We start from the raw sequence: 25,821 nt of genomic DNA, 5'->3' as shown, positions 1-25,821 counted from the left end.
TCCGGAGGCGTACCCCACGATGGGTGGTTCCCCCCTGCGCATCCTCGTCGTCGGCGCGGGCATCGCCGGTCTCGCCGTGGCCCGTGCACTGCGCCTCGCGGGATTCCGCCCCGACGTGACCGAGAAGCTCCCGCCGAGCGAGCGCGCCGACATCGGTCTCTACCTCCCGGGCAACGCGGCCCGGGCGCTGCGCCGACTCGACCTCGACGGCCCGGTACGCCCCCTCGGCGAGGTCATCCACCGGCAGCGCTTCCTGGACGCCACCGGCGCGCCGCTCTGCGAGGTCGACCTCGACGCGCTCTGGGCCGGCGTGGGGGAGTGCCGCGCGCTGCCCCGCGCCGAGCTGCACCGGGTGCTGCTCACCGGCGCCGGCGGCGCCGTCCGGCACGGGGCCGAGGTCAGCACCGTCGACCCGCTGCCCGGCGGCGTCGCGGTCGGGTTCACCGACGGCACCAGCGGCGAGTACGACCTGGTCATCGGCGCCGACGGGCCCCGCTCGGCGGTGCGCACCCTGGCCGCGCTCGGCGGCCCGCCCCGCCCCGCCGGCCAGGTGGTCTACCGCAGCGTGGTGCGCGGCGGCCCCCGGGTCGTCGACTGGACCGCCCTGCTCGGCCAGCGCGCCGGCTTCCTGGTGGTGCCGCTCGGCGCCGGCCGGCTGCACTGCTACGCCGACGAGGCCGGCACCAGCCTGCCGGCCGACCCGCGCGCCCGGCTGCACGAGCTGTTCGACGACTACGGCGGCCCGGTGCCCGAGGTGCTCGCGGCCCTGGAGACCGTGGACGTGGAACTCACCGAGGAGGTCGAGCTGGGGCGCTGGTTCCACGGCCGGGTGCTGCTCGTCGGTGACGCGGCTCACGCCACCGCGCCGACGCTCTCCCAGGGCGCCGCCATGGCCCTGGAGGACGCCGTGGTGCTCGCCGAGTCGCTGAGGGCCGCCGGCAGCGTCGACGCCGCCCTGCTCGCGTACGAGAGTCGCCGCCGCCCGCGTACCCGCTGGGTGCGGGACCGGACCCGGGACCGCAACCGCACCCGCGACGTGCCGCCGGCGCTGCGCGACCCCTTGCTGCGCGGACGCGGCGGACGGATCTTCCAGGAGCACTACCGGCTGCTGACCGGCCCGCTCTAGAGCGGCGGTGATCGTAGCCGCCACCCCACGAAGCGGGGCCACCTACCGGGGACTATCCTCCTTGCGGATGACGGCTGCGCAGATCAAGAGCGCGCCGAGCGGGACAACCCAGAACCGGAGGCCACTCGTGACCACCGTCGCACCCAAGCCGGTCGTGACCCGGCCCTGGCCGGTCCGCGAGCCGGTCAAGGGGTCGGCAATCGCGCGGCTGCTGCGCACCACGGACGCGAAGCAGATCGGGATCATGTACATGGTCACCGCGTTCGCGTTCTTCATGATCGGTGGCCTGATGGCCCTGATCATGCGCGCCGAGCTGGCGCGGCCGGGCCTGCAGTTCCTGTCGCCCGAGCAGTACAACCAGCTCTTCACCATGCACGGCACGATCATGCTGCTGTTCTTCGCGACGCCGATCGTGTTCGCCTTCGCGAACTACGTGGTGCCGCTGCAGATCGGCGCGCCCGACGTGTCGTTCCCCCGCCTGAACGCCTTCGCCTACTGGCTGTACCTGTTCGGTGGCACCATGGCCACCGCCGGTTTCATCGCCCCGGGTGGCGCGGCCGACTTCGGCTGGACGGCCTACACGCCGCTGAGCACGGCCGAGCACTCGCCGGGCGTCGGCGCGAACATGTGGGTGGTGGGCCTGGCCATCTCCGGTCTGGGCACCATCCTCGGCGCGGTCAACCTGATCACCACGATCCTGACCCTGCGCGCCCCCGGCATGACCATGTTCCGGATGCCGATCTTCACCTGGAACATGCTGGTCACCAGCCTGCTGGCGATCCTCGTCTTCCCGCTGCTGGCCGCCGCGCTCTTCGCGCTCGCCGCGGACCGCCTGATCGGCGCGCACGTGTACGACCCCGCCACCGGCGGCCCGATGCTCTGGCAGCACCTGTTCTGGTTCTTCGGGCACCCCGAGGTCTACATCATCGCGCTGCCGTTCTTCGGCATCATCACCGAGATCATCCCGGTCTTCTCCCGGAAGCCGATCTTCGGTTACAAGGGCCTGGTCGCCGCGACCATCGCCATCGCCGCCCTGTCGATGAGCGTGTGGGCGCACCACATGTTCGCCACCGGCCAGGTGCTGCTGCCGTTCTTCAGCTTCCTGAGCTACCTGATCGCCGTGCCGACCGGCATGAAGTTCTTCAACTGGATCGGCACCATGTGGCGGGGCCAGGTCACCTTCGAGACGCCGATGCTGTTCGCCATCGGCTTCCTGGTGACCTTCCTCTTCGGTGGCCTCACCGGTGTGCTGCTGGCCAGCCCGCCGCTCGACTTCCACCTGCACGACTCGTACTTCGTGGTCGCGCACTTCCACTACGTGCTCTTCGGCACCATCGTGTTCGCCGTGTTCGGCGGCATCTACTTCTGGTTCCCGAAGATGTTCGGCCGGATGCTCGACGAGCGGCTCGGCAAGATCCACTTCTGGCTGACCATGATCGGCTTCCACACCACGTTCCTGGTGCAGCACTGGCTCGGCGCCGAGGGCATGCCCCGCCGCTACGCCGACTACCTGCCCGGTGACGGCTTCACGTTCCTGAACACGCTGTCCACCATCGGCGCTTTCATCACCGGTATCTCGACCCTGCCGTTCATCTGGAACTGCTGGAAGTCGTACAAGACCGGTCCGGTGGTCGAGGTCGACGACCCGTGGGGCCACGGCAACTCGCTCGAGTGGGCCACCAGCTCCCCGCCGCCGCTGCGGAACTTCGACCGGATGCCGCGGATCCGCTCCGAGCGGCCGGCGTTCGACCACAAGTTCCCCGAGCTGGCCGCCGGCCACTCCCTGGCCGGCCCGCCCGAGGGCGGCGCCAAGCCGCTCACCAGCGAGTCCGACGGTGGCGCCAGCTACCAGGAGGACACCGAGGGCCGGCTCAACAAGAGCTGACCCAGCCGGAACCAACGACGGGCGCCGCACCCCACCGGGGTGCGGCGCCCGCCGCGTTCCCCACGAACCCCCGCCCGCGTCCCCCCACGCCCTCCCCGCCCCCCGCCGCGTTGATCAAGAAGTTTGCGTCGGGAATCGGCCCGGTACCGACGCAAACCTCTTGATCAACGCCGTTGGGCTGTCGGGCGACAGGAGGTGGGGAGGGCGTGGCCCAACCCGCTCGCCGGACACCCCTCGCGCTGGGCTGGCGCACGCCCCCTCGAACCTGGCCGCGTTGATCAAGAGGTTCGCGTCACGGATCGGCCTGGATCTGACGCAAACCTCTTGATCAACGCGGCGGGGGGCGGGAGGGCCGGGGGCCGGGCCGGGGGTCAGGGGGTTGCGGTGGCCAGTTCGGGGGTGGTGGTTGTTTCGCGGCGGTGGCGGAGTTCGATCGGCAGGACGGCCAGGGCGACCAGCACGCCGATCGCCCCGGTGACCGCGAACCCCCAGGCCGGGGCCGAGGCGTCGATCACCGCGCCGGCCAGCGGCGCGCCGAGCGCGATGCCGACCGTGACGGCCGAGCCGTGCAGGCCCATGGCCTCGCCGCGGACGCCGGCCGGAGCGAGCCGGCTCACCGCGTCCGAGGTCGAGGCGATGGAGGGTGCGCAGAGCGCGCCGGCCGGGACGAGCGCCAGGCAGAGCAGCCACCAGTGCGACCCGCCCAGCCCGACCGGGATGGTGGTCAGGCTCAGCGCCGCCACCAGGGCCAGCGGGGAGAGCGAGCGGGTGACCGCTCCGTACGCGAAGCCGCCCACCAGCGAGGCGACCGCCCACATGGCCAGGACGGCGCCCGTCCAGCCGACCTCGCCGCCCTCGCGCAGCACGGCGACCACCGCGACGTCGGTGCCACCGAGCACCAGCGTGGCGGCCAGGCTGACCGCCAGAACGGCGAGCAGCCGGGGGGTGACCCATTCCCGGCGGGGCACCTTGCGGGCCGGGCCGGCCGGCTCGTCGGCGGCCCGGGTCGGCGGGTCGAGCAGCCAGAAGCAGATTCCGGAGGCGACGATCCCGGCGCCGACCGCCCACATGGTGAGCCGGGGCGACACGGCGGCGGCCATGGCCACGGCCAGCGCCGGCCCGACCATGAACGAGAGCTCCACCGACATCGAGTCGAGGGCGTACGCGGGGCGGCGCCGCTCGGCGGGCACCAGCGCGGCGACCGACTGGCGGACCACCGAGAACACCGGCAGCGCGAACAGCCCGGCCAGGAACGCGGTGGGCAGCAGCACCGGGTACGACAGGGTCGGCGCGCTGGCCCAGAAGAGGCCCTCGGCGATCGTGGTGAGCAGCAGCACCGGGCGCAGGCCGCGCCGGTCGACCAGCCGGCCGAGCAGCGGGGAGCCGAGCGCGGCCCCGACGGTGGAGGCGGCGCCGACCAGCCCGGCCGCGCCGTAGCCGCGACCGAGGTCGAGCACGACGTGGAAGGTGAGCGTCACGCCGGTCGCGGTGAGCGGAATGCGCGCCAGCACCGAGATCAGCAGCAACGACCGGAGACCGGGCAGGGCGAGCGCCTCCCGGTAAGGCTTCAAGTTCACGACGGTCCGTACCTCCGGCCGCCAATCCTCGACCGGGGGTACGACAGCCGCAACCAATTACCTGCTCAAGCGGCCCTGATCACAGGCTCGCCGACCGTGGTGACCCCGGCGCCGTCGAGGGCCCGCAGCGCCACGTCCAGCGTGTCGGGCGCGACGGCGGCGGTCAGGTCCAGCAGCACGGTCGTCGCGAAGCCCTCCCGGGCCGCGTCGAGCGCCGTGGCGCGGACGCAGTGGTCGGTGGCGATGCCGACCACGTCGACCCGGTCGACGTCGTGCCGGCGCAGCCAGTCGGCCAGGCACTCGCCGTCGTCGGCGTGCCCCTCGAAACCGGAGTACGCGGCCGCGTGCTCGCCCTTGTGGAAGATCGCCTCCACCCGGTCGGTCGCCAGGTCCGGGTGGAACTCGGAGCCGGCGGTGCCCACCACACAGTGCCGGGGCCAGGAGTCGACGTAGTCCGGCGGGTCGCCGAAGTGCGCGCCCGGGTCGATGTGGAAGTCCTTGGTCGCGACCACGTGGTCCCAGCGCCCGGGCTCGGCGGTGAGCAGCCGGGTGATGCCGGCGGCGACCCCCGCCCCGCCGGTCACGGCCAGGGAGCCGCCCTCGCAGAAGTCGTTCTGCACGTCCACGATGATCAAGGCGTTGGCCATGTCGGTCCTCTCAACTCGCGGGTACGACGGTCACCGGAACGGCCGGGTCGCCGCCGGAGAGCTTGAGCCCCTCCCACGGGATGGAGATCAGGCACTCCCGCAGGTGCTCCCGTGACTCGTCGAGGGTGGGCAGCGCCACCGGCTCGCCCTCGACGACGAACGAGCGCTGGAGCAGCCGGTCGTTGGGCTGCCGGTCCGGCACGCCCTGCGGCACGATGACCTCCTCGGTGGCCGTGCCGGTCGGCTTGTGCCGGCGGACGGCCACCTTCCGGCCGCCGATGGTGGCCTTGTGCTCGGAGCGCTTGACCACCGGGCGCCCCTCCACCTCGACCAGCTTGTAGACCAGGCCGGCGGTCGGTGCGCCCGAGCCGGTCACCACGGCGGTGCCCGCGCCGTACATGTCGACGGGCTCGGCGGCCAGGGAGGCGATGGCGTACTCGTCGAGGTCGCCGGAGACGATGATCTTCGTCTCGGTGGCGCCGAGCGAGTCGAGCAGTTCCCGGGACTGCTGGGCGATGACCGCCAGGTCACCCGAGTCGATCCGGACCGCGCGCAGCTCCGGGCCGGCCACCGCGATGGCGTTGCGGATGCCCTGGCTGATGTCGTAGGTGTCGACCAGCAGCGTGGTGTCCTTGCCCAGCGTCGCCACCTGCGAGGCGAACGCCGCCTGCTCGTCGTCGTGCAGCAGGGTGAACGCGTGCGCGGCGGTGCCGGCGGTGGGGATGCCGTAACGCTGGCCGGCGGCCAGGTTGGAGGTGAACCGGAACCCGGCCAGGTACGCGGCCCGGGCGGCGGCCACCGCGGCCTCCTCGTGCGCCCGGCGGGAGCCCATCTCGATCAGCGCCCGGCCCCGGGCGGCCGTGACCATCCGGGCCGCCGCGGCGGCCACCGCGCAGTCGTGGTTGAGCACCGACAGCACCAGCGTCTCCAGCACCACGCACTCGGCGAAGGTGCCGGAGACGGTGAGGATCGGGGAGCCCGGGAAGAACAGCTCGCCCTCGGCGTACCCGTCGACGTCGCCGGTGAAGCGGTAGTCGGCCAGCCACTGGGCGGCCCGGTCGTCCACCACGCCGGTGCGGCGCAGGAAGTCGACCTCGTCGGGGTCGAACCGGAAGTCGCGGATCAGGTCGACCAGCCGGCCCGTCCCGGCGACCACGCCGTAGCGGCGGCCGGCCGGCAGCCGGCGGCTGAACACCTCGAAGACGCAGCGACGGTCGGCCGTGCCGTCCCGCAGGGCGGCGCTGACCATGGTCAGCTCGTAGTGGTCGGTCAGCAGCGCGGGGCGAAGGGTGCTCACCGCTCCAGCCTAGAGTTCAGGCCGGATCGGCGCCGTCGTGGCCCGGCATCGACCGCAGCGCGGCCCGCAGCTCGGCGCGGCCGGCCACCCCGAGCTTGCTGTAGACCCGCTGGAGGTGGTTCTCGACCGTGCGGGTGGAGAGGAACAGCCGCTCCGCGATGGTGCGGCTCGTGACGCCGTCGGCGGCGAGCCGCGCGATCTCCCGCTCCCGGTCGCTCAGCGTCGGGCGGAGCAGCCGCAGCGCCGGGGTGGACACCTCGTCGCAGCGGCGGAGCAGGTCGGCGAGGCGCTCCCGGGCCGGACCGGTCGCCCCGGGCCGGCCGCCGCGCATCCGGTGCAGCGCCATGGCGGTCGCCTCCGCGGCGTAGACGGTCAGCTCCCGGGCGGCGAAGCCCTCGGCCACGGCGAGCAGGTCGTCGGGGCAGCCGTCGACGGCGGCGCGCGCGTACCGGGCGACCAGCGGCGGCAGCACCCCGTCGACCTGCTCGGAGAGCTCCGTCAGGCGCTGCGCCACGGTCCGCCGGTCGCCGTCGGTGCAGGTCGGCCCGATCGACGCGGTGGCCTGGTCGAACCGGACCAGGTCGAGCAGGACCAGCAGCTCGTGCCCGGCCAGGCCGTCCTCCCGCAGCCGGTCGGCGAGCGCGGTGAGGTGCTTGGTGGCCGCCGGCAGGTCGCCGACCGCCGCGTGCACCGCACCCCGGGCCTGCTCCAGCCAGGGATAGAGGACCGCCATCCCGGGCGCGTGGGTGCGGTCCGCCTCGGCCATCGCCTCCGCCGCGTGCGTGGCGTCGCCGCGCAGCGCCGCCGCCTGGGCGCGCTCGGCGTGCGCCAGGCCGGCGTAGACCCGGCTCGTGGCGAGCACGGCGCAGGCGCCGAGGCTGGTCTTCAGCGCCTCGTCGCCGCGCCCGCGCAGCCGCGCCGCGTACGCCTGGAGGATGGCCAGGTAGCCGGTGCCGAGCCGGAAGTCCCCGGCGCCGGCCAGGTCGGCGAACTCGTCGGCGACGATCGCGTCGATGCCGGCCAGGTCGCCGGAGAGCGCGAGCCGGGTGCCCCGGGCCAGCTCCATGGCGAGCTGGAGGTAGGGCATGTCGCCCCGCCAGCACGCCGCCTCGGCCTGCACCCGGGCGATCGCGGTGGCGCTGCGCCGGTACTGCCCCTGCGCGGCTTGAAGGTGCGCGAGGGTGCACCGGGCCAGCTCGCGCGCGGCCATGGGGGCCGCCGGCCGGTCCAGCACGGTCTGGGCCAGCCGGACCGCGGTGTCGGTGTCCAGCCGGTGCAGCCGCATGATCGCCTCGAAGGCGCGGACCCGGGCCTGGTCGGCGGCGTCGGTCAGCTCGGCGCCGCGCGCGGCGATCTCCTCCACCGTGGATTCCCGGCTCAGCCCCCAGTAGCTCACCATGCCCCGGGCGGTCAGCCACCGGCCGCGCCGCCGGTCGTCCTGGATCGCCTCGGCCACCTGGTCGAGCACCGCGATCGCCTCGTCCGGCCGGTCGGCGAACATGAGGATCGTGGCGAGCAGCTCCGCCGCGTCCGAGCCGCCCTCGGCGTCCAGCGCCGCCCGGGCCAGCCGGGTGGCCAGCGGCACGTCGTACCGGCCGAAGGCCTGGGCGGCCGCGTCGAGCAGCAGGGCCGGGTCCTGCGCCGTGCCCGAGTCGAGCCGCCACACGGCGACCCGCAGTAGGTCGTCGCGGCGGCGCTTGCCGACCCGTTCGAGCAGCCCGGCCAGGGTGGCCTGCAGCCGCCGGGTGCGGCTGACCGGGCACTGCCGGCGCATCACCTCGCCGTAGAGCGGGTGGGCGAGGCGCACGTTGAGCCGCCGGTCGTCGCGCACCATGGAGATCAGGCCGCGCTCCTCGGCGACCTCCACGTCGGCCGGGTCGACCGCCTGCTCCAGCAGGTGCAGGCCGAGCGGCTCGCCGAACGCGACCAGCTCGACCACCGCGCGCACGCCGGGCGTGAGCTGGCCGATCCGGGTGCCGATCAGGTCGGTGAGACTGGGCGCCAGCTCCAGCCGGCCGGTCCACTTCCAGATCCCGTACGTCTTGTTCAGCTCGTCGCCGCCGGAGGCGGCCAGCACCAGCTCGCGCAGCAGCAGCGGGTTGCCGGCGGAGAGCCGGTGCAGCCGCTCCGAGGAGCCGGCGTCGACCGGCCCGCCGAGGATCGCGGCGAGCAGCCCGGTGGTCTCGGTCGGGCCGAGCGGCCCCAGCTCGACCAGGTCGACCAGGTCGTCGGTCCACAGGGCGCGGATCGGCAGCGGGATCTGCTCGCCGTTGCGCAGCGTGCCGAGCACCGTGGCGTTCTCGGAGCGGGCGATGAGGTGGACCAGCGCCGCCGACGGCGGGTCGAGCAGGTGCGCGTCGTCGATCGCCAGCACGATCGGCCGGCCGGCGGCCTGCTCCTGGAGGATGTCGACCGCCCAGCGCAGGATGCCGGCGGGGGAGAGGCCCTGCGGCTGCGCGGCCGGCAGCACCTGGACCAGCCCGCCGAACGGCAGCGCGGCGGTCGTGGCGCTGGCCGCGACGGACCAGATCGCGTAACGGTCGGGTGAGAGCGCGGCCACCCCCTCGCGCAGCAGCCGGCTCTTGCCCACCCCGGCGGTGCCGCTGAAGAGCAGCCCGCGGCCTTCCGGACCGCCGACCGCCGACAACAGACGGTTGAGCTCATCCGTTCGGCCGACGAAGTCCCAGCGACTCATCGGTGCAGCATATCGATGGTGTTCCGTCCGCACGTACACCGTCACGCAGCGAAGTTGAGTAATCTGTCGATTACTCGTGAGTATCGAATGTGTTCGGTGTCGGATCGGCGACAGCCGTAGGCTTCCGATAGCGCCCTGTGGCCAGGGAGAATCCATGCGACCGGACCGCAACCCGGTCGCCTGACCGGAGGCCACCTGATGAAACCAGGTCCACTCCCCTCGATCGACGTGCCCGAACCTGGCGGCCATTCCGAGCCGTCCCGCTGCGCCCCGCTGCCGACCCGGCTCGGGGTGACCGAGCCGGGGCCGGACGAGCCGCTGGGCGTCGTGGTCACCGGGCCGGCCGGCGCCGGCCGCCGCGAGCTGCTCGCCGGCCTGCTCGACCTGGATCCCGGCATGCTCGCCGTGCCCGCCGGCAGTCACCTCCTCGTCCACCACGCGAAGGTGCCCACCCGCGCCGCGTACGTGCCGGGCTACCGCCAGCCGCACTCCTACGGGGCCGACCCGCTCGCCGCCGGCCCGGCCCTCGCGCGCCCGCCGCGCCGGGTGGAGCTGAGCCTGCCGGACCCGCTGCTGCGCCACTTCACCGTGCTCGACACGCCGGACACCGGCGCCCTCGGGGTGGCCGGCGGCCGGGTGCTGCTCGACGCGGCGGGCCGGGCCGGGGCGCTGCTCTTCGTGATCTCCGCCGACCAGGCGTTCAGCGCGGCCGAGCTGCACCTGCTGGCCGAGGTGGCGCGCACCCGGGTCGAGGTGTTCTTCGCCGTCACCCCCGGCGTGGCCGGCTGGGCGGCGCCGGCGGACGGCACGACGACGGAGGACACGGGGGCGTCCGGGTCGTCGGTCGGCCGGTCCGGCCCGCCCGGCCCCGCCGCCCGCCGGTACGACGCCGTGGAGGTCTCCGTCGCGGCACACCGGGCCGCGCTGCTGGCCGCGGTGCCCGCGCTCGCCCAGGCCCGCTGGTTCCCGGCCCGCCAGGGCGAGCACTCGGTGCTGCGCCGCGCGCTGGTCGGCTGGGCCGCCGACGAGGGACTGCGCCGGGCCAGCTCCCGCCCGCCGGAGCCGCCCGGCGCCCACGGCCGGGTCCCCGTGGTGGCCGGCGCCGAGCCGGCCGACCTCACCGAGCGCATCGACCGCCAGGCCCGCTCCTGCGCCCAGCGGATCCGCCAGCACCTCGCCCTGGAGCTGGCCAACATCCACCTCCGCGTGGTGCAGGAGATCGTCTTCGGGGTCGGCTGCGCCGGCCTGCCGCAGCTGCTCGACCGCGAGATGGAGGCGCTGTCGCTGCTCGCCACCGCGCAGTGCGACGAGGCGGTCCGCGGCATCGTCGACGACGCGGCCGCCCTGGTCTTCGGCGCACCGCTCGCCGAGGGCGTGCGCCGGCGGATCGTGCACGCCGTCCGCTGGGGCCTGGCCGACCACCCGGACGGCCGCGAGCTGGACCGCGTGCTCCTCGTCACGAGCACCGCCGGGGTGGCCGGGCTGGCCGGCGCCGGCGCCCTCGACGCGCTGGCCGGCTATCCGGGCGCCGAGCGCGACGAGGCGCTCCCGCCCGTCGGGGTGGCCCTCAACGGCGGGTGCTGGCAGCACTGGAGGGCGCCCGGCAACGCCGACCCCAACGTGGCCCGCTCCTGGGCCCAGCGGGCGCTGCGCGAGGTCGAGCTGGAGCTCTCCCGCCAGGTGTCCCGTCGCTTCGAGGTGATCCGCCTCTCGCTCGCCGCGGTCCTCGCCGATGCTGTCGACCACGGCATCCTCCTCGCCTGAGGTCGGGGCCGCCGCGCCGCCGTCGCGGTCGGCGTACGCGGCCCGGGCGGGTGATCCCGACCGCCGCGCCGTTCCGGTTCATCGGTTCCCCGGATCCGGTGGCACGATGGGGGGCATGGCGGCTCCACAGGTTGCGCCGGTCGAGACGCCGGACACTGACGAGGTGCCGGTCTCCGACCGGCCATGGGTGACCATCGTCTGGGACGATCCGGTCAACCTCATGACGTACGTGACCTGGGTGTTCCAGAAGCTTTTCGGATACAGCCGGGAGAAGGCCGAGCAGCTCATGCTGGACGTGCACCACAAGGGCAAGGCGGTCGTCTCGAGCGGCGCCCGGGAGCGGATGGAGCACGACGCGTCGCAACTGCACGCGTACGGCCTCTGGGCGACGGTGGACCGGTCATGAGCATGTTCCGCCGGCAGGGCGACCGCTACGCGGCCATCTTCGCGGTCGACGAGGTCCGGGTGCTGCGCAAGGTCGCCTCCGAGGTGGTCGGCCTGCTCACCGACGGCTTCGACCACGGCGACCCGGTGGTCGGCCGGCTCTTCCCCGAGGTCTACCCGGACGACGCGGCGGGCAGCGCCGAGTTCCGCCGCTACACCGAGGGCGATCTCAAGACCGCCAAGATCGACCAGGCCGGCGCGATCCTGGCGGCGCTGCCCGACGGCGAGGCCGGCGGCGAGGTGCGGCTCGACGCCGAGGCGGCCGAGGCGTGGCTGCGCGCGCTCAACGACGCCCGGCTGGCCATGGGCGTCCGGCTGGAGATCAAGGACGGCACCGACCTGGGCGAGGAGCTGGACGACGCGGTCGCGGAGGACCCCACCTCGTCGCGGGTGTTCCAACTATCGGTCTACGCGTACCTCGGTTATCTCCAGGAATCCCTGCTCAACGCCCTGATCGACTGAGTGGTGACGGTCGCCACCTCGCGGCCCGGGACGGCCAGCGGCTAGGCTTGGCGGCGTGCTGAGCATCGACCGGTCGATCATCGACGCGATCGTGGCCCACGCGCGTCGGGACCACCCGGACGAGGCGTGCGGCGTGGTCGCCGGTCCCGCCGGCAGCGACACCCCGACCCGGCACATCCCGATGGACAACGCCGCCCGCTCCATGACCTTCTACGAGTTCGACTCGATGGAGCAGTTGCGGGTGTGGCGGGAGATGGACGACCGCGACGAGGAGCCGGTCGTCATCTACCACTCGCACACCGCGACGGAGGCCTACCCGTCCCGCACGGACGTGTCCTTCGCCGGGGAGCCGGGGGCGCACTACCTGCTCGTCTCGACCCGCGAGCCCGACACCGAGGAGATCCGCTCCTTCCGGATCGTCGACGGCGTGGTCACCGAGGAGCCGGTCGAGATCGTGGCTGCCGTGGACCCGCACGCCGTCCAGTCCTACATGTTCGGGCAGAGCCCGGCGACGGTCGACTACGAGTGTTCCGACCGCTGACCTTCCAGCGCCGGCACACCTTTCTTCTTCCCGTCACCTGGCACGACCCGAACAAGGAGCACGAGACATTATGGCCATCGAGGTTCGCATCCCCACCATCCTGCGCAGCTACACCGGCGGCGCGAAGGTCGTCGAGGGCAGCGGCGACACCCTGGGCGACCTGCTCGCCGACCTGGACTCCCGGCACGCCGGCCTGCGGGCCCGGCTGGTCACCGACGCCGGCGCGCTGCACCGGTTCGTCAACGTCTACGTCAACGACGAGGACGTCCGCTTCCTCGGCGCGCTCGACGCCAAGCTCAACGACGGCGACAGCGTGACCATCCTGCCGGCCGTGGCCGGTGGCGCGTTCGGCTTCGCCGCGGCGGCGGCGATCGCGCAGCACAGTGCCGCGGCGGCGGCGATCGCACAGCACAGTGCCGCGGCGGCGGTGACCGCGCAGCACGGTGCCGCCGCGGCACGCGCAGCGCGTCGCTGAGGGCGGGCGGCATGGCACGGTACGACAGCCTGCTCGACGCCAGCGGCGGCACGCCCCTGGTCGGGCTGCCACGGCTCTCGCCGACGGTCCCCGACGGCGCGCCGCCGGTGCGGCTGTGGGCGAAGCTGGAGGACCGGAACCCGACGGGCAGCATCAAGGACCGGGCGGCCCTGTTCATGGTCCGCGCGGCCGAGGAGGCCGGCCGGCTCCGCCCCGGTGACACGATCCTGGAGCCGACCAGCGGCAACACCGGCATCTCGCTGGCCATGGTGGCCAAGCTGCGTGGCTACCGGCTGGTCTGCGTGATGCCGGAGAACGTCTCCACCGAGCGGGTCCAGCTGCTCCGGATGTACGGCGCGGAGATCATCTTTTCGCCGGCGGCGGGCGGCTCGAACCAGGCCGTGGCCACCGCCAAGCAGATCGCCGCCGAGCACCCGGACTGGGTGATGCTCTACCAGTACGGCAACGAGGCGAACGCGCGGGCTCACTACGAGACGACCGGGCCGGAGCTGCTGCACGACCTGCCGACCATCACGCACTTCGTGGCCGGCCTGGGCACCACCGGCACGCTGATGGGCACGGGGCGTTACCTGCGGGAGAAGGTCGACGGCATCCAGGTCGTCGCGGCCGAGCCCCGCTACGGCGAGCTGGTCTACGGGCTGCGCAACATCGACGAGGGCTATGTGCCCGAGCTGTACGACGCCACGGTGCTGTCCCGGCGCTTCTCGGTGGGCACCCGGGACGCGGTGCTGCGGACCCGGCAGCTCGTCGAGGTGGAGGGGATCTTCGCGGGCTTCTCCACCGGGGCGATCCTGCACGCCGCCCTCGCGGTGGCGCACGAGGCGGTCCGTGAGGGTCGCCGCGCCGACGTGGCCTTCGTGGTCTGCGACGGCGGCTGGAAGTACCTGTCGACCGGGGCGTACGGCGGCACCCTGGCGGACGCCGAGGACGCCCTGGAGGGGCAGCTCTGGGCCTGACGGCCGGACGGTCGGTTCGGTCCGCGCACGCCGTTGACCGAACCGACCGTTACCTCCGGGGACCGTACGTGTGCGGGTGTCACGTTGATGACAACTTCCGGCAGATGATTCTTGCCCGACCGGGCCGACGCGTAGGCTGCGCAGCGTGGCGAACGCGTCGGTAGAGATCATCGGCGGAGCGACCGCCGGTGTGTCGACTACCGAGCGTGAGATCGAGGCGACCGGATGCGACTGACCGTCCTGGGGTGCGCGGGCAGTTTCCCCGGGCCCGAGTCTCCCTGCTCCGCCTACCTCCTGGAGGCCGACGGGTTCCGGCTCCTGATCGACTTCGGGGTGGGTTCGCTCTCCACGCTCCAGCGCTACGTCGGGCTGCACGCCCCCGACGCCATCCTCCTCACCCACCTGCACTGCGACCACATGTTCGACGCCGTGTCCTACGTGGTGGTACGCCGGTACGCGCCGGACGGCCCGTACGCGCCCCTGCCCATGTACGCCCCCTCCGGCGCGCCCGACCGGCTGGCCAGCGCGTACGGGCAGGAGGAGGGCTCGGTGGAGGACGTCTACCAGTTCTACGGCCTGCAGCCGGGCACCTTCCCGATCGGCCCGTTCACCGTCACCGTCGACCGGATGAACCACCCGGTCGAGACGTACGGGGTGCGGCTGGAGCACGACGGCCGGGTGTTCTGCTACTCGGCGGACACCGCGCCGTGCGACGCGCTGCTGCGCCTGGCCCAGGGCGCCGACGTGTTCCTCTGCGAGGCCAGCTACATGGACGGGGTGGACAACCCACCGGACCTGCACCTGACCGGCCGGGAAGCCGGCGAGGCGGCCACCAAGGCGGGGGTGGGCCGGCTGCTGCTCACCCACCTGGTCCCCGCCTGGGGCAGTGAGTCGCACACGGTGGAGTCGGCGGCCGGGGCGTACAGCGGGCCGCTCGAGGTGGTCCGCGCCGGCGCGTCCTACGAGGTCTGACCGCCGCGTGCCCCCGGGTGCGCGACGGTCCACGGGGCAGCCGCGGGCGGTGAGCGCGCTTTAGGATCACGCGGGTGACCGACCCCTCCTCCGGCGCACCCGGCCCGCACCAGCCGTCCGGCTGGCCGCCCGCCCAGCAGCCGCCCGCGCCGGGCTGGCCGCCGCCGGGTTCGCCGCCGGCCGGACCGCCGCCGCCCGGTGCCCCGTACCCGGGGCACTTCGGCGGTCCGCCGCACCCGGCGTACCCCGCGCCCTTTCCGGCCGCGCCGCACCCGGCGCCGGGCAAGCGGTCCGGCGCCGGCCGGGTGGTGGTGGTCCTGCTGGCCGTCGGCGCGCTGCTGCTCGGGCTCTGCTGCTGCGGCGCGTTCACCTACAACGGTTGGTACCAGCCCCGCCAGCTACAGGAACAGCGCAAGGAGATGGTCGCCGACGCGGGCGTGCCCGCCGGCTTCACGAGCGCCGGCGTCGGGGCGGACGAGAACACGGCCGGCGCCACCTACAAGCTCGTCTGCCAGCGGGGCACCTGCCCCGTCGACGTGGCACAGAGCCTCCAGGCGTGGCTGGCCAACGCCGGTCTGCCCATCACCGTGGAGCGGATGCGGACCTGCCTGGCCGATCCCGGCACTCCGTCCTGCGGCGTCTTCACCTGGAAGCGCGACGGCTTCTCGGTGACCGCCACCGTGGTCAGCGTCCTGCCCCGCGGCGGGCGGAGCAGCGTCGACGGTTCGGTCACCGTGACGCTGAGCGTCGGCTGGCACGACTGAACGGTGGGCACCCGGGGGCGGTTCGATCACGGCACCGCATAGGGTGCAGGCATGGCGCGACCTGACGGGCGGCGGCCCGACCAACTCCGACCGGTGACCCTGACCCGCGGCTGGAGCACCCACCCGGAGGGCTCGGTGCTCGTCGAGTTCGGCGCGACCCGGGTGCTCTGCACGGCCAGCGTGACGGAGGGCGTGCCCCGCTGGCGCAAGGGCTCGGGGCTCGGCTGGGTGACCGCCGAGTACGCGATGCTGCCCCGGGCCACGAACACCCGCTCGGACCGGGAGAGCGTCAAGGGGCGCGTCGGCGGCCGGACCCACGAGATCTCCCGGCTCATCGGCCGTAGCCTGCGGGCCTGCGTCGACCTCAAGGCGCTCGGCGAGAACTCGGTGGTGCTCGACTGCGACGTGCTCCAAGCCGACGGCGGCACCCGGACGGCGGCCATCACGGGCGCGTACGTGGCGCTGCACGACGCGGTGACCTGGCTCGCCGAGCGCAAGGCCCTGGCCGGCAAGGTGGACAAGGTCATGCACCGGTCGGTGGCGGCGGTCAGCGTCGGCATCATCGCCGGCGAGCCGCGACTGGACCTCTGCTACGAGGAGGACGTGGCGGCCGAGGTCGACATGAACGTGGTCTGCACCGGGACGGGTGACTTCGTCGAGGTGCAGGGGACGGGCGAGGCCGGCGTCTTCGCCCGGGAGCAGTTGGACGCCCTGCTCGACCTGGGTGTGGCGGGCTGCCTGGACCTGGCCGACGCCCAGCGGAAGGCGTTGAACTGATGAACCGGCTGACGCGCAGCGGAGGGCGTTGAACATGAACACGGTGCTCCTGGCCACCCGCAACCGGAAGAAGCTCGTCGAGCTGCAGCGGATCCTCGACGGCGCGCTCGGCGCCCACCGGATCGCCCTGCTCGGCTTGGACGACGTCGAGGAATACCCGGAGCTGCCCGAGTCGGGCCTGACCTTCGGCGAGAACGCGCTCATCAAGGCCCGGGAGGGCTGCCGGCGGACCGGCCTGCCGACCATCGCCGACGACTCCGGTCTGGCGGTGGACGCGCTGAACGGCATGCCGGGCGTGTTCAGCGCCCGCTGGGCCGGCCGGCACGGCGACGACCACGCCAACCTGCAGCTCGTGCTGGACCAGATCGCCGACCTGCCGGACGAGCACCGGGGCGCCGCCTTCGTCTGCACGGTGGCGCTGGTGCTGCCCAGCGGGAAGGAGCACCTGGTCGACGGCCGGCAGCCGGGCCGCCTGCTGCGCGCCCCGCGCGGCGACGGCGGCTTCGGCTACGACCCGATCTTCCTGGGCGACGGGCAGGAGCGGACCAACGCGGAGCTGACCCCGGAGGAGAAGGACGCGGTCAGCCACCGCGGCAAGGCGCTCCGCGAGCTGGCCAAGCTGGTCGCCAAGGTGCTCCCGCCGGCCGCCTGACCGCGACGGGCCGGCCGACCTCGCCGTCCGCCGAGGCGGACGGCGAGGAGAGGCGCACCGGTCAGACCAGCCGGTGTCCGCCGTCGACGTGCAGCACGGTCCCGGTGATGAAGCTGTTCTCCAGGACCGCCACGAAGGCCCGGGCGATGTCGGCCGGGTCGCCCACCCGGCCACCCGGCAGCCGCTCGGCCATGGCCGCCAGCCTGTCGTGCTTCGCGTCGCCGGCGAAGGTGTCCCAGATCGGGGTGTCCACCCAGCCCGGCGAGACCGCGTTGACCCGGACCGGGGCGAGTTCCAGCGCCAACGCCCGCACGAGGGACTCCAGCGCCCCGTTCGCGGTCGCGACCATCGACCCGCCCGGTGCGGGCCGGTAGGCGGCGATGCCCGACGTGACGGTCAGCGAACCGGTCGGGGCCACCGCGACGTGCTTGGCGACCAGCCACGGCCCGAGCACCTTGGTGCCGAGGACCGCACGCGCCGCGTCGAGGTCGAAGTCGGCCAGCGGACCGTACGCGCCGGTCATGTCGGCGGCGGTGACCACGACGTGGTCCAGCTGCCCGCACTCGCCGGCCAGGCGCCGTACCTGCTCCTCGTCGGTGATGTCGACGGGATGGGTGCTCAGCCGCTCGGGTGCGCCCAGCCGGCGGGCCGCCTCGGCGAGTCGGTCGGCGGAACGGCCGGCGATGGTCACCTCCGCGCCGCCGTGCAACAACAGTTCCGCCAGCGCCAGCCCCATGCCCGAGCTGCCGCCGACGATCAGGATTCGAGATCGTTCCATGCCGCCCAGGTTCCCGGTCCGCCCGTGAGCCCGGAAGACCGTGGCGGGACCGGCCCTGACGGGGCTACCCCGCGTGCCGGTCGGGGATGTCAGACTCTGCGGGTGGTGGAGCACGGCGCACTCGGGGAGTTCCTGCGCAACCGGCGGGGCCGGATCGGGCCGGCCGAGGTCGGTCTGCCGCCCGGCGCCGGCCGCCGGCAGACCCCGGGGCTGCGCCGGGAGGAGCTGGCCGCACTGGCCGGCGTGAGCGTCGACTACTACATCCGGCTGGAGCGCGGCCGGGACACCAACCCCGGCCCGGCCGTCCTCGACGCGCTGGCCACGGCGTTGCGTCTCGACGACGACGAGCGGGCGCACCTGCACGCGTTGGCCCACCACGCGGCCGGCCGGCCCGCCCGCCGCCCGCGCCCGGCCACCGGGGTCCGGCCCGGGCTCCGGCTGCTGCTGGAGAGCGTCCGGCCCACCCCGGCGTACGTGCTGAGCCAGACCAGCGACGTCCTCGGCGCCAATCCCGAGGGGCTCCGGTTGCTGGCCGGGATCGAGCAGTGGCCCGGGGAACGACGGAACCTGATCCGGTACGTCTTCGTGCACCCGGCCGCCCGCACGCTCTTCGTGCCGTGGCGGCGGATGGCCGAGGACTGCGTGGCGCACCTGCGGACGGTCGCCGCCGCCGACCCGGAATCGCCGGAGCTGGCCCGGCTGGTGGCCGAGCTGTCCAGGGTCGCCGAGGAGTTCGCGGCGCTCTGGCGGCACTACGACGTACGGGTCAAGAGCGGCGCGCGGCGCAGCTTCCAGCACCCGGGGGTGGGCCGGCTGGAGCTGACGTCCGAGATCCTGACCGCCCCGGACGGGCAGCGGTTCGTCGCCTTCCAGCCCGACCCGGGCACCCCGGACCGGGACGCGGTCGCCCTGCTCGCCCACGCCCCGGCATACCGCTGACCGGCTGCCGGGACGTGGACGGCCCGACCGTGTCCGGGGCTCAGCCCAGCGGGCCGACCTCGCGTTCGATGGCGGCGCGCAGCGCGGGGCCGCCCACCACGTCCCGCGCCGCCTCCATGAGCGGGGCGAGGAACACGTCCGGCCCCGGCTCGCCGATCGCCTCGCCGAGCGCGGCCAGCGCGGCCCGGCCGGCCGGGGACGGGGTCAGCGGGGCGCGGAGCTGGAGCCCGCGTACGGCGGCCAGCAGTTCCACCGCGAGCACGCTGGTCAGGTTGTCCAGCACGGTGCGCAGCTTCTTGGTCGCCGCCCAGCCCATCGAGACGTGGTCCTCCTGCATGCCGCTGGTGGGCAGCGAGTCGACCGAGGCGGGTGCGGCCAGCCGGCGGTTCTCGGCGACGATCCCGGCGGCCGTGTACTGGGCGATCATCAGGCCGGAGTTGACCCCGGCGTCGGGGGAGAGGAACGCCGGCAGCTCCCGGGAGCGGGTGACGTCGAGCAGCCGGTCCACCCGGCGCTCGGCGATCGCGCCCACCTCGGACGCGGCGATGGCCAGGTAGTCGGCGGCGAAGCCGAGCGGCGCGCCGTGGAAGTTGCCGGTCGACTCGACCCGCCCGTCCGGCAGCACCACCGGGTTGTCCACCACCGACAGCAGTTCCCGCCCGGCCACCACCTCGACGAAGTCGAGGGTGTCCCGGGCCGCTCCGGCCACCTGCGGCGCGCAGCGCATCGAGTAGGCGTCCTGCACGGCGTGCGCCAGGTCGTCGCGGTGCGAGTCCATGACCGCCGAGTTCTGCAGCAGCTTGTGGATGTTCGCGGCCGAGGCGGCCTGGCCGGGGTGCGGCCGGATGGCGTGCAGCTCGGGCAGGAACGGCCGCTCCGAGCCGAGCATCGCCTCGATGGCCAGCGCGGCGGTCACGTCCGCCATGGCGAACAGGTGCCGTGCGTCGTGGATGGCCAGCAGCAGCATGCCGAGCATGCCGTCGGTGCCGTTGATCAGCGCCAGCCCTTCCTTGGCGGCCAGCTCCACCGGCTCCAGCCCGACCCGGCGCAGCGCCTCGCCGGCCGGCAGCCGGTCGCCCGCCGGGCCGAGCACCCAGCCCTCACCGAGCAGCGCCAGCGCGCAGTGCGCCAGCGGCGCCAGGTCGCCGGAGGCGCCGAGCGAGCCGTGCTCGGGCACCCACGGGGTCACCTCGTGGTTGAGCAGGTCCACCAGGGCCTCGGCGACCCGCGGGCGGACCCCCGAGCGGCCGAGGGCGAGCGAGCGCACCCGCAGCAGCATCATGGCGCGCACCACCTCGCGGGGCATCGGCGCGCCCACCCCGGCGGCGTGCGAGCGGATCAGCGCGTGCTGGAGCTCGGCCCGCCGCTCGGGTGCGACGAAGGTGTTGGCGAGCGCCCCGAACCCGGTGGAGACGCCGTACACGGGCCGGCCGGCGGCCTCGATGCCGTCCACGATGGACCGGCTGGTGGCCATCGCCTCCACCGTGGCGGGGTCGAGGACGACCTTGGCGGTGCCGCGGGCCACGGCGAGCACGTCGGCGGGGGAGATCCCGGTGGGCTGGATGACTACGGTCGACATTGCGGTACTCCGTTGTGCAGAACCTGGCGGATCAGCGGGACACCCGGCCGGTAGGCCAGGTGCAGGTGGGACGGGGCGTCGAGGATCATCAGGTCGGCCCGCGCGCCCCGCGCGAGCCGCCCCACGTCGTCGCGGCGCAGCGCCGCCGCCCCGCCGGCCGTCGCGGCCCACACCGCCTCCGCCGGGGTCATCCGCATCTCGCGTACGGCGAGGGCGATGCAGAACGGCATGGACGACGTGTACGACGACCCGGGGTTGCAGTCGGTGGCGAGCGCCACGGTGACGCCCGCGTCGAGCAGCCGACGCGCGTCCGGATACGGGGACCGGGTGGAGAACTCCGCCCCGGGCAGCAGCGTGGCGACCGTCTCCGAGGCGGCGAGCGCGCCGACGTCGGCGTCGGTCAGGTGCGTGCAGTGGTCCACGCTGGCCGCGCCCAGCTCCACCCCGAGCCGCACGCCCGGGCCGGGGCCGAGCTGGTTGGCGTGCACCCGCACCCCCAGCCCGACGGCCTGCCCGCAGGCGAGGATCGCCCGGGCGTGGTCCACGTCGAAGGCGCCCCGCTCGCAGAACACGTCGATCCAGCGCGCGTGGGGCGCGGCGGCGGCCAGCATCGGCCCGCACACCAGGCCCACGTAGTCGTCGGGGCGGTCGGCGTACTCGGCGGGGACCACGTGCGCGCCGAGGAACGTGGTGTCCTCGGTGAACTCGGCGGCGACCCGCAGCGAGCGGGCCTCATCGGCGACGGTCAGCCCGTACCCGCTCTTGATCTCGACTGTGGTGGTGCCCTGCCGCATCGCCTCGCCGCGCAGCCGCCGGACGGTGTCCCGCAGCTGATCGTCGGAGGCGGCCCGGGTGGCGCCGACGGTGGTCCGGATGCCGCCCCCGGTGTAGGGCTCGCCGGCCATCCGGGCGGCGAACTCGGCGGCCCGGTCGCCCGCGAAGACCAGGTGGGCGTGGCTGTCCACGAAGCCGGGCAGCACGGCGGCGCCCTCGGCGTCGATCCGCCGGTCGGCGGCCGGGGCGTACCGGGCCGGGCCGATCCAGGCCACCTGCCCGTCCTCGACCAGTACGGCGGCGTCCCGGCGGATGCCGAGCGGCCCGCCCTCGCCGCCGGTGTCGTTGGTGACCAGTTCCCCGATGTTGTCGACCAGCAGGCTGCCGCTGTTCCGCGGTGCCGGCCGCACCGGGTCGCCCGGTCGCACCGGTCGGTGCCGCCGGTCGCCCGGGCTCATGCCGTCACGTCCTGGATGGCGTGCCGCAGCTCGGTGGGGACGTCCACGGTCCGGTGCCGGCCGTCGGCCACGACCGTCCGCCCGTCGACCACCACGTGGGTCACGTCGGCGGCGGTGGCCGCGAAGAACGCGCCGACCGGCGGCACCCCTGCGGTGCGGGCGCTGTCCAGCCGTACCGTCACGAGGTCGGCCCGGTCGCCGACCGACAGCCGGCCCGCGTCGCCCCAGCCGAGCGCGGCGTGCCCGGCGACGGTGGCCGCGGTGAACAGCTCGGCCGGGCTGAAGTGCCCCCGCCGGCGCGTGCGCAGGCGCTCGTCCAGCTCCACGGCGCGGGCCTCCTCGAAGAGGTCCACCACGGCGTGGCTGTCGCTGCCCAGGCTGAGCGGGCTGCCCGCCTCGGCCATCCGCCGGGCCGGCCCGATCCCGTCGGCCAGGTCCCGCTCGGTGGTGGGGCAGAGGCACACCCCGGTCCGGCTGTCCCCGAGCAGCGCGACGTCGGCGCTGGTCGGGTGGGTGGCGTGCACCGCCGTGGTGTGCGGGCCGAGCACCCCGTGGTCGGCCAGCAGCCGGGTCGGTGTGCAGCCGTGCACGGCCCGGCAGGCGTCGTTCTCGGCCGGCTGCTCGGAGAGGTGCACGTGCAGCGGCACGCCGTTGCGGTCGGCCCAGCCGGCCACGGTGGCGAGCTGCTCGGCGGGCACCGCGCGGACCGAGTGGATGGCCGCGCCCAGCCGGGCGTGGTCGTTCTCGGGGCGGAACGCGTCGACGCGCTCGACCCAGCGCAGCGCGTCGCCGTCACCGAACCGGCGCTGCGTCCCGACCAGCTCCGCGCCGTCCACGCTCGCGGTCAGGTACGCGGTGTCCAGCAGGGTGAGCCGGATCCCGGCGTGCGCGGCGGCCTCGACCAGCGCGGCCGACATGGCGTTCGGGTCGGCGTACGGCCGGCCCTCCGGGCCGTGGTGCAGGTAGTGGAACTCGCCCACGCAGGTGATCCCCGCGAGGGCCATCTCCGCGTACGCGGCCCGGGCCAGGGCCAGGTACGAGTCGGGGTCGAGCCGGGCCGCCACGTCGTACATGACGTCCCGCCAGCTCCAGAAGTCGCCCCGCCCGCCGTGGGTGCGCCCGCGCAGCGCCCGGTGGAAGGCGTGCGAGTGGGCGTTGGCCAGGCCGGGCAGGGTCAGCCCGGGCAGCCGTACCGCGTCGCCGAGCACCTCGACCCCGGCGGGGGCCGCGCCACCGCCGACCAGCGGGGTGACCGCGGTGACCCGCCCGGCCTCGGCCTCGATCAGCACGTCGGGGGTGGGCTCGGCGTGGTCGGGCAGCCAGGCGTACTCGGCCAGCCAGCGGGTCAGCGGCATGCCAGCTCCTCCAGCACCCGGGCCAGGGCGCTCACCCCGGCCGCGCAGTCGGCGTCGGTGGCGGCCTCGGCGGGGGAGTGCGACACCCCGGTCGGGTTGCGCACGAAGAGCATCGCGGTCGGCAGGTGCGCGGCCAGCACCCCGGCGTCGTGCCCGGCCCCGGTGGGCAGCACCGGCGCGTCGAGCAGCGCGGCCAGCCGGCCGGCCAGCCCGCCGTCGAAGGCCACCAGCGGGGTGGCCGACTCCTGGGTGCAGGTCAGCTCGGTGCCGTCCCGCTTCGCCCGCTCCGCGGCCTTGGCCCGGACCGCCTCAACCAGGCCGTGCAGCGTCTCCGGCTCGGCCGCCCGGGCGTCCAGCCAGCCGGTCACCCTCGACGGGATGGCGTTGGTGGCGTTCGGCTCGACGGCCACCCGGCCCACGGTGGCGTGCGCGTCGCGCAGCCGGGCCTCCTTGTTCGCCGCCAGCACGGTGAACGCGTAGGTGAGCATCGGGTCGCGGCGGTCGGCCATCCGGGTCGTACCCGCGTGGTTGCCCTCACCGGCGAAGTCGAAGCGCCAGCGGCCGTGCGGCCAGATGGCGCTGGCCACCGCGACCGGCGCGCCCAGGTCGACAAGCGCGCGGCCCTGCTCGACGTGCAGCTCCACGAAGGACGCGAAGCGGCCGAGCAGGCCCGGATCGGCGCCCGCCGGCCGGTCACCCAGCGCCTCGGCGAAGCTCACCCCCGCCGCGTCGCGCAGCCCGGCCGCGCGCTCCACCGGGATCTCCCCGGTGAGCAGCCGCGACCCCAGGCAGGGTACGCCGAACCGGCCGCCCTCCTCCTCCACGAACGCGGCCACCGCGACCGGCCGGACCGGGGCGACCCCGAGGGCCCGCAGCTCGTCCACGGCCAGGAACGCGCTCACGATGCCCAGCGGTCCGTCGTACGCCCCGCCGTGCGGCACCGAGTCGAAGTGGCTGCCGGTGAGCACCGCGTCCCCGGCGGCCGGGTCGCCCCACCAGGCGAACAGGTTGCCGTTGCCGTCCTCGGTGACCGGCATGCCCCGCTGCCCGGCCTGCTCCCGGAACCAGCCGCGCAGGGTGCGCTCCGGCTCGGTGAGCGCGTAGCGCAGGTAGCCGCCGCTGCTCGAGTCCCGCCCGACCGGCGCGATCTCGTCCCACAGCGCGCGAAACCTGTTAGGAAGGGTCCCTTCCTCTACCGAATGCGTTAACAAGGGCCCTTCCTTACGCCTCGGCCATGGGGACGCGGACGCCGGTGCGGGTGGCGACCTCGCGGGCGTCGTCGTAGCCGGCGTCGACGTGCCGGATGACGCCCATGGCCGGGTCGTTGGTGAGCACCCGCTCGATCTTCTGCCCGGCGAGGGCGCTGCCGTCGGCCACGCAGACCTGTCCGGCGTGGATGGAGCGGCCGATGCCGACCCCGCCGCCGTGGTGGATCGACACCCAGGACGCCCCGCTGGCGGTGTTGACCAGCGCGTTGAGCAGCGGCCAGTCGGCGATCGCGTCGGAGCCGTCCGCCATGGCCTCGGTCTCCCGGTAGGGGCTGGCCACGCTGCCGCAGTCCAGGTGGTCCCGGCCGATCACGACGGGCGCGCTCAGCTCGCCGGACGCGACCATCTCGTTGAACCGCACCCCGGCCTTGTCCCGCTCGCCGTAGCCGAGCCAGCAGATCCGGGCCGGCAGGCCCTGGAAGGCGACCCGCTCGCCGGCCAACCGGATCCACCGGGCCAGGGACTCGTTCTCCGGGAACAGGTCGAGGATGGCCCGGTCGGTGGCCGCGATGTCCTTCGGGTCACCGGAGAGCGCGGCCCAGCGGAACGGGCCCCTGCCCTCGCAGAACAGCGGCCGGATGTACGCCGGCACGAAGCCGGGGAAGTCGAAGGCCCGCTCGTAGCCGGCGAGCTTGGCCTCGCCGCGGATGGAGTTGCCGTAGTCGAAGACCTCGGCGCCGGCGTCGAGGAAGCCGACCATCGCCGCCACGTGCCGGGCCATCGACGCCCGGGCCCGATCGGTGAACTCCGCCGGCTTCTTCGCCGCGTAGTCCCGGGCGTCGGCCAGCTCCACCCCCACCGGCAGGTACGACAGCGGGTCGTGCGCGCTGGTCTGATCGGTCACCACGTCGATCTCGACGCCCCGGACCAGCAGCTCGGGGAAGACGACCGCGGCGTTGCCGACCACGCCGACGCTCAACGCCCGGCGCTCACGCTTCGCGGCGAGCACCCGCTCGACGGCGTCGTCCAGCGAGTCGGCGATCTCGTCCAGGTAGCGGTCGCGTGCCCGGCGTTCCAGCCGGGTGCGGTCCACATCGACGATCAGGCAGGCGCCGCCGTTCATGGTGACCGCCAGGGGCTGCGCCCCGCCCATCCCGCCGCAGCCGGCGGTCAGCGTCAGCGTCCCGGCCAGGGTGCCGTTGAACCGCTTCTCGGCCACCGCCGCGAACGTCTCGTAGGTGCCCTGGAGGATGCCCTGGGTGCCGATGTAGATCCAGGAACCGGCGGTCATCTGCCCGTACATGGTCAGGCCGAGCGCTTCGAGCCGGCGGAACTCCGGCCAGGTGGCCCAGTCGCCGACCAGGTTCGAGTTGGCCAGCAGCACCCGGGGGGCCCACTCGTGGGTGCGCATGACGCCGACCGGGCGGCCGGACTGCACCAGCATGGTCTCGTCGTCGCGCAGGTCGCTCAGCGTCCGGACCAGCGCGTGGTACGACGGCCAGTCTCGGGCCGCCTTGCCGGTGCCGCCGTAGACCACCAGGTCCTCGGGGCGCTCGGCCACCTCCGGGTCGAGGTTGTTCATCAGCATCCGCAGCGCGGCCTCCTGGGGCCACCCCTTCGCGGTGCGTGCGGTGCCGCGGGCGGCGCGGACGGGCTGGTGCATCTCGTACTCCTC

Annotated in this window: 23 protein-coding genes; 13 read left to right on the top strand and 10 right to left on the bottom strand. The window is 74.4% G+C overall.

What is annotated here, in order from left to right; all coding sequences use genetic code 11:
- Positions 1–19 precede the first annotated feature (19 nt).
- Together RMN56_RS05565 and ctaD are read left to right on the top strand one after the other, a co-directional pair.
- Positions 20–1,126 carry an FAD-dependent monooxygenase gene (locus tag RMN56_RS05565; RefSeq protein WP_313722753.1) on the top strand — a complete coding sequence of 369 codons (1,107 nt, stop codon included), beginning with the start codon at positions 20–22 and terminating at the stop codon, positions 1,124–1,126.
- Positions 1,127–1,253: 127 nt separating this feature from the next.
- Positions 1,254–3,011, top strand: a complete 1,758-nt coding sequence (gene ctaD, locus RMN56_RS05560) for an aa3-type cytochrome oxidase subunit I (protein ID WP_313722752.1) — start codon at positions 1,254–1,256, stop codon at positions 3,009–3,011.
- Positions 3,012–3,382: 371 nt separating this feature from the next.
- Here ctaD and RMN56_RS05555 read toward each other — a convergent pair whose 3' ends face one another.
- The 4 genes from RMN56_RS05555 to RMN56_RS05540 all read right to left on the bottom strand — a co-directional run bounded on the left by RMN56_RS05555 (position 3,383) and on the right by RMN56_RS05540 (position 9,227).
- Complete coding sequence (locus RMN56_RS05555) at positions 3,383–4,588, bottom strand: MFS transporter (RefSeq protein ID WP_313722751.1); 1,206 nt, start codon at positions 4,586–4,588, stop codon at positions 3,383–3,385.
- Positions 4,589–4,653: 65 nt separating this feature from the next.
- Positions 4,654–5,235, bottom strand: a complete 582-nt coding sequence (locus RMN56_RS05550) for an isochorismatase family protein (RefSeq protein ID WP_313722750.1) — start codon at positions 5,233–5,235, stop codon at positions 4,654–4,656.
- A 10-nt stretch (positions 5,236–5,245) separates the two neighbouring features.
- Positions 5,246–6,532: a nicotinate phosphoribosyltransferase gene (locus RMN56_RS05545; protein ID WP_313722749.1), complete on the bottom strand. Its 1,287-nt coding sequence runs from the start codon at positions 6,530–6,532 to the stop codon at positions 5,246–5,248.
- Positions 6,533–6,548: 16 nt separating this feature from the next.
- Entirely contained in the window at positions 6,549–9,227 is a 2,679-nt protein-coding gene (locus RMN56_RS05540) for a LuxR C-terminal-related transcriptional regulator (RefSeq protein ID WP_313722748.1), read from the bottom strand.
- 198 nt (positions 9,228–9,425) lie between these two features.
- Here RMN56_RS05540 and RMN56_RS05535 point away from each other — a divergent pair, with 198 nt between their 5' ends.
- From RMN56_RS05535 to rdgB, 10 genes are all read left to right on the top strand, one after another.
- Positions 9,426–10,991 (top strand): hypothetical protein, encoded by a 1,566-nt coding sequence (locus RMN56_RS05535; RefSeq protein ID WP_313722747.1) that lies wholly within the window; start codon positions 9,426–9,428, stop codon positions 10,989–10,991.
- A gap of 115 nt (positions 10,992–11,106) precedes the next feature.
- Positions 11,107–11,397: an ATP-dependent Clp protease adapter ClpS gene (clpS, locus tag RMN56_RS05530; RefSeq protein ID WP_091201734.1), complete on the top strand. Its 291-nt coding sequence runs from the start codon at positions 11,107–11,109 to the stop codon at positions 11,395–11,397.
- A complete protein-coding gene (locus RMN56_RS05525) occupies positions 11,394–11,897 on the top strand; it encodes a DUF2017 domain-containing protein (RefSeq protein ID WP_313722746.1) in 504 nt (167 codons plus the stop codon). Before clpS ends, RMN56_RS05525 begins: the two co-directional genes overlap by 4 nt.
- Positions 11,898–11,952: 55 nt before the next feature.
- Positions 11,953–12,438, top strand: a complete 486-nt coding sequence (locus RMN56_RS05520) for a M67 family metallopeptidase (RefSeq protein ID WP_151463080.1) — start codon at positions 11,953–11,955, stop codon at positions 12,436–12,438.
- A 70-nt stretch (positions 12,439–12,508) separates the two neighbouring features.
- Entirely contained in the window at positions 12,509–12,913 is a 405-nt protein-coding gene (locus RMN56_RS05515; protein ID WP_313722745.1) for a MoaD/ThiS family protein, read from the top strand.
- Between the two features lie 11 nt (positions 12,914–12,924).
- On the top strand, positions 12,925–13,890 hold the full coding sequence (locus tag RMN56_RS05510; protein WP_262281595.1) for a PLP-dependent cysteine synthase family protein: 966 nt from the start codon (positions 12,925–12,927) through the stop codon (positions 13,888–13,890).
- Positions 13,891–14,115: 225 nt separating this feature from the next.
- A complete protein-coding gene (locus RMN56_RS05505) occupies positions 14,116–14,862 on the top strand; it encodes an MBL fold metallo-hydrolase (RefSeq protein WP_313722744.1) in 747 nt (248 codons plus the stop codon).
- Between the two features lie 74 nt (positions 14,863–14,936).
- A complete protein-coding gene (locus RMN56_RS05500) occupies positions 14,937–15,626 on the top strand; it encodes a hypothetical protein (RefSeq protein ID WP_313722743.1) in 690 nt (229 codons plus the stop codon).
- Between the two features lie 51 nt (positions 15,627–15,677).
- Positions 15,678–16,403, top strand: coding sequence for a ribonuclease PH (gene rph / locus RMN56_RS05495; RefSeq protein ID WP_262281593.1), 726 nt, complete (start codon positions 15,678–15,680; stop codon positions 16,401–16,403).
- A 34-nt stretch (positions 16,404–16,437) separates the two neighbouring features.
- A complete protein-coding gene (rdgB, locus tag RMN56_RS05490; protein WP_313722742.1) occupies positions 16,438–17,055 on the top strand; it encodes an RdgB/HAM1 family non-canonical purine NTP pyrophosphatase in 618 nt (205 codons plus the stop codon).
- A gap of 61 nt (positions 17,056–17,116) precedes the next feature.
- Here rdgB and RMN56_RS05485 read toward each other — a convergent pair whose 3' ends face one another.
- On the bottom strand, positions 17,117–17,833 hold the full coding sequence (locus RMN56_RS05485; protein WP_313722741.1) for an SDR family oxidoreductase: 717 nt from the start codon (positions 17,831–17,833) through the stop codon (positions 17,117–17,119).
- A 102-nt stretch (positions 17,834–17,935) separates the two neighbouring features.
- On the opposite strand from RMN56_RS05485, the gene RMN56_RS05480 reads away from it, so the two are divergent.
- On the top strand, positions 17,936–18,772 hold the full coding sequence (locus RMN56_RS05480) for a helix-turn-helix domain-containing protein (RefSeq protein ID WP_313722740.1): 837 nt from the start codon (positions 17,936–17,938) through the stop codon (positions 18,770–18,772).
- 40 nt (positions 18,773–18,812) lie between these two features.
- Here RMN56_RS05480 and hutH read toward each other — a convergent pair whose 3' ends face one another.
- The 5 genes from hutH to hutU are packed head-to-tail and all read right to left on the bottom strand — an operon-like array spanning position 18,813 to position 25,809.
- On the bottom strand, positions 18,813–20,351 hold the full coding sequence (gene hutH, locus RMN56_RS05475) for a histidine ammonia-lyase (RefSeq protein WP_313722739.1): 1,539 nt from the start codon (positions 20,349–20,351) through the stop codon (positions 18,813–18,815).
- Positions 20,339–21,583 carry an imidazolonepropionase gene (gene hutI / locus RMN56_RS05470; RefSeq protein WP_313722738.1) on the bottom strand — a complete coding sequence of 415 codons (1,245 nt, stop codon included), beginning with the start codon at positions 21,581–21,583 and terminating at the stop codon, positions 20,339–20,341. The genes hutH and hutI overlap by 13 nt, the downstream gene beginning before the upstream one ends.
- A complete protein-coding gene (locus tag RMN56_RS05465; protein ID WP_313724655.1) occupies positions 21,580–22,932 on the bottom strand; it encodes a formimidoylglutamate deiminase in 1,353 nt (450 codons plus the stop codon). The genes hutI and RMN56_RS05465 overlap by 4 nt, the downstream gene beginning before the upstream one ends.
- Positions 22,929–24,149, bottom strand: a complete 1,221-nt coding sequence (locus RMN56_RS05460; RefSeq protein ID WP_313722737.1) for an allantoate amidohydrolase — start codon at positions 24,147–24,149, stop codon at positions 22,929–22,931. Before RMN56_RS05460 ends, RMN56_RS05465 begins: the two co-directional genes overlap by 4 nt.
- Before the next feature lie 10 nt (positions 24,150–24,159).
- Positions 24,160–25,809 carry a urocanate hydratase gene (hutU, locus tag RMN56_RS05455; protein ID WP_313722736.1) on the bottom strand — a complete coding sequence of 550 codons (1,650 nt, stop codon included), beginning with the start codon at positions 25,807–25,809 and terminating at the stop codon, positions 24,160–24,162.
- Positions 25,810–25,821: the final 12 nt, after the last annotated feature.

Origin of the sequence: Micromonospora halotolerans (assembly GCF_032108445.1) — a bacterium.
Taxonomy (GTDB): domain Bacteria; phylum Actinomycetota; class Actinomycetes; order Mycobacteriales; family Micromonosporaceae; genus Micromonospora; species Micromonospora halotolerans.
The sequence above is the reverse complement of the archived record's forward strand: the minus strand, read 5'-3'. Positions and strand labels throughout refer to the sequence as shown.

Bases quoted from the DNA above. Each gene is read 5' to 3' on its own strand.
- hutU (WP_313722736.1), bottom strand. From the start codon at position 25,809: ATGCACCAGCCCGTCCGCGCCGCCCGCGGCACCGCACGCACCGCGAAG.
- clpS (WP_091201734.1), top strand. From the start codon at position 11,107: ATGGCGGCTCCACAGGTTGCGCCGGTCGAGACGCCGGACACTGACGAG.
- RMN56_RS05540 (WP_313722748.1), bottom strand. From the start codon at position 9,227: ATGAGTCGCTGGGACTTCGTCGGCCGAACGGATGAGCTCAACCGTCTG.
- hutH (WP_313722739.1), bottom strand. From the start codon at position 20,351: ATGTCGACCGTAGTCATCCAGCCCACCGGGATCTCCCCCGCCGACGTG.
- rdgB (WP_313722742.1), top strand. From the start codon at position 16,438: ATGAACACGGTGCTCCTGGCCACCCGCAACCGGAAGAAGCTCGTCGAG.
- RMN56_RS05535 (WP_313722747.1), top strand. From the start codon at position 9,426: ATGAAACCAGGTCCACTCCCCTCGATCGACGTGCCCGAACCTGGCGGC.
- RMN56_RS05485 (WP_313722741.1), bottom strand. From the start codon at position 17,833: ATGGAACGATCTCGAATCCTGATCGTCGGCGGCAGCTCGGGCATGGGG.
- RMN56_RS05505 (WP_313722744.1), top strand. From the start codon at position 14,116: ATGCGACTGACCGTCCTGGGGTGCGCGGGCAGTTTCCCCGGGCCCGAG.
- hutI (WP_313722738.1), bottom strand. From the start codon at position 21,583: ATGAGCCCGGGCGACCGGCGGCACCGACCGGTGCGACCGGGCGACCCG.
- RMN56_RS05515 (WP_313722745.1), top strand. From the start codon at position 12,509: ATGGCCATCGAGGTTCGCATCCCCACCATCCTGCGCAGCTACACCGGC.
- rph (WP_262281593.1), top strand. From the start codon at position 15,678: ATGGCGCGACCTGACGGGCGGCGGCCCGACCAACTCCGACCGGTGACC.
- RMN56_RS05565 (WP_313722753.1), top strand. From the start codon at position 20: ATGGGTGGTTCCCCCCTGCGCATCCTCGTCGTCGGCGCGGGCATCGCC.
- RMN56_RS05525 (WP_313722746.1), top strand. From the start codon at position 11,394: ATGAGCATGTTCCGCCGGCAGGGCGACCGCTACGCGGCCATCTTCGCG.
- RMN56_RS05510 (WP_262281595.1), top strand. From the start codon at position 12,925: ATGGCACGGTACGACAGCCTGCTCGACGCCAGCGGCGGCACGCCCCTG.
- RMN56_RS05550 (WP_313722750.1), bottom strand. From the start codon at position 5,235: ATGGCCAACGCCTTGATCATCGTGGACGTGCAGAACGACTTCTGCGAG.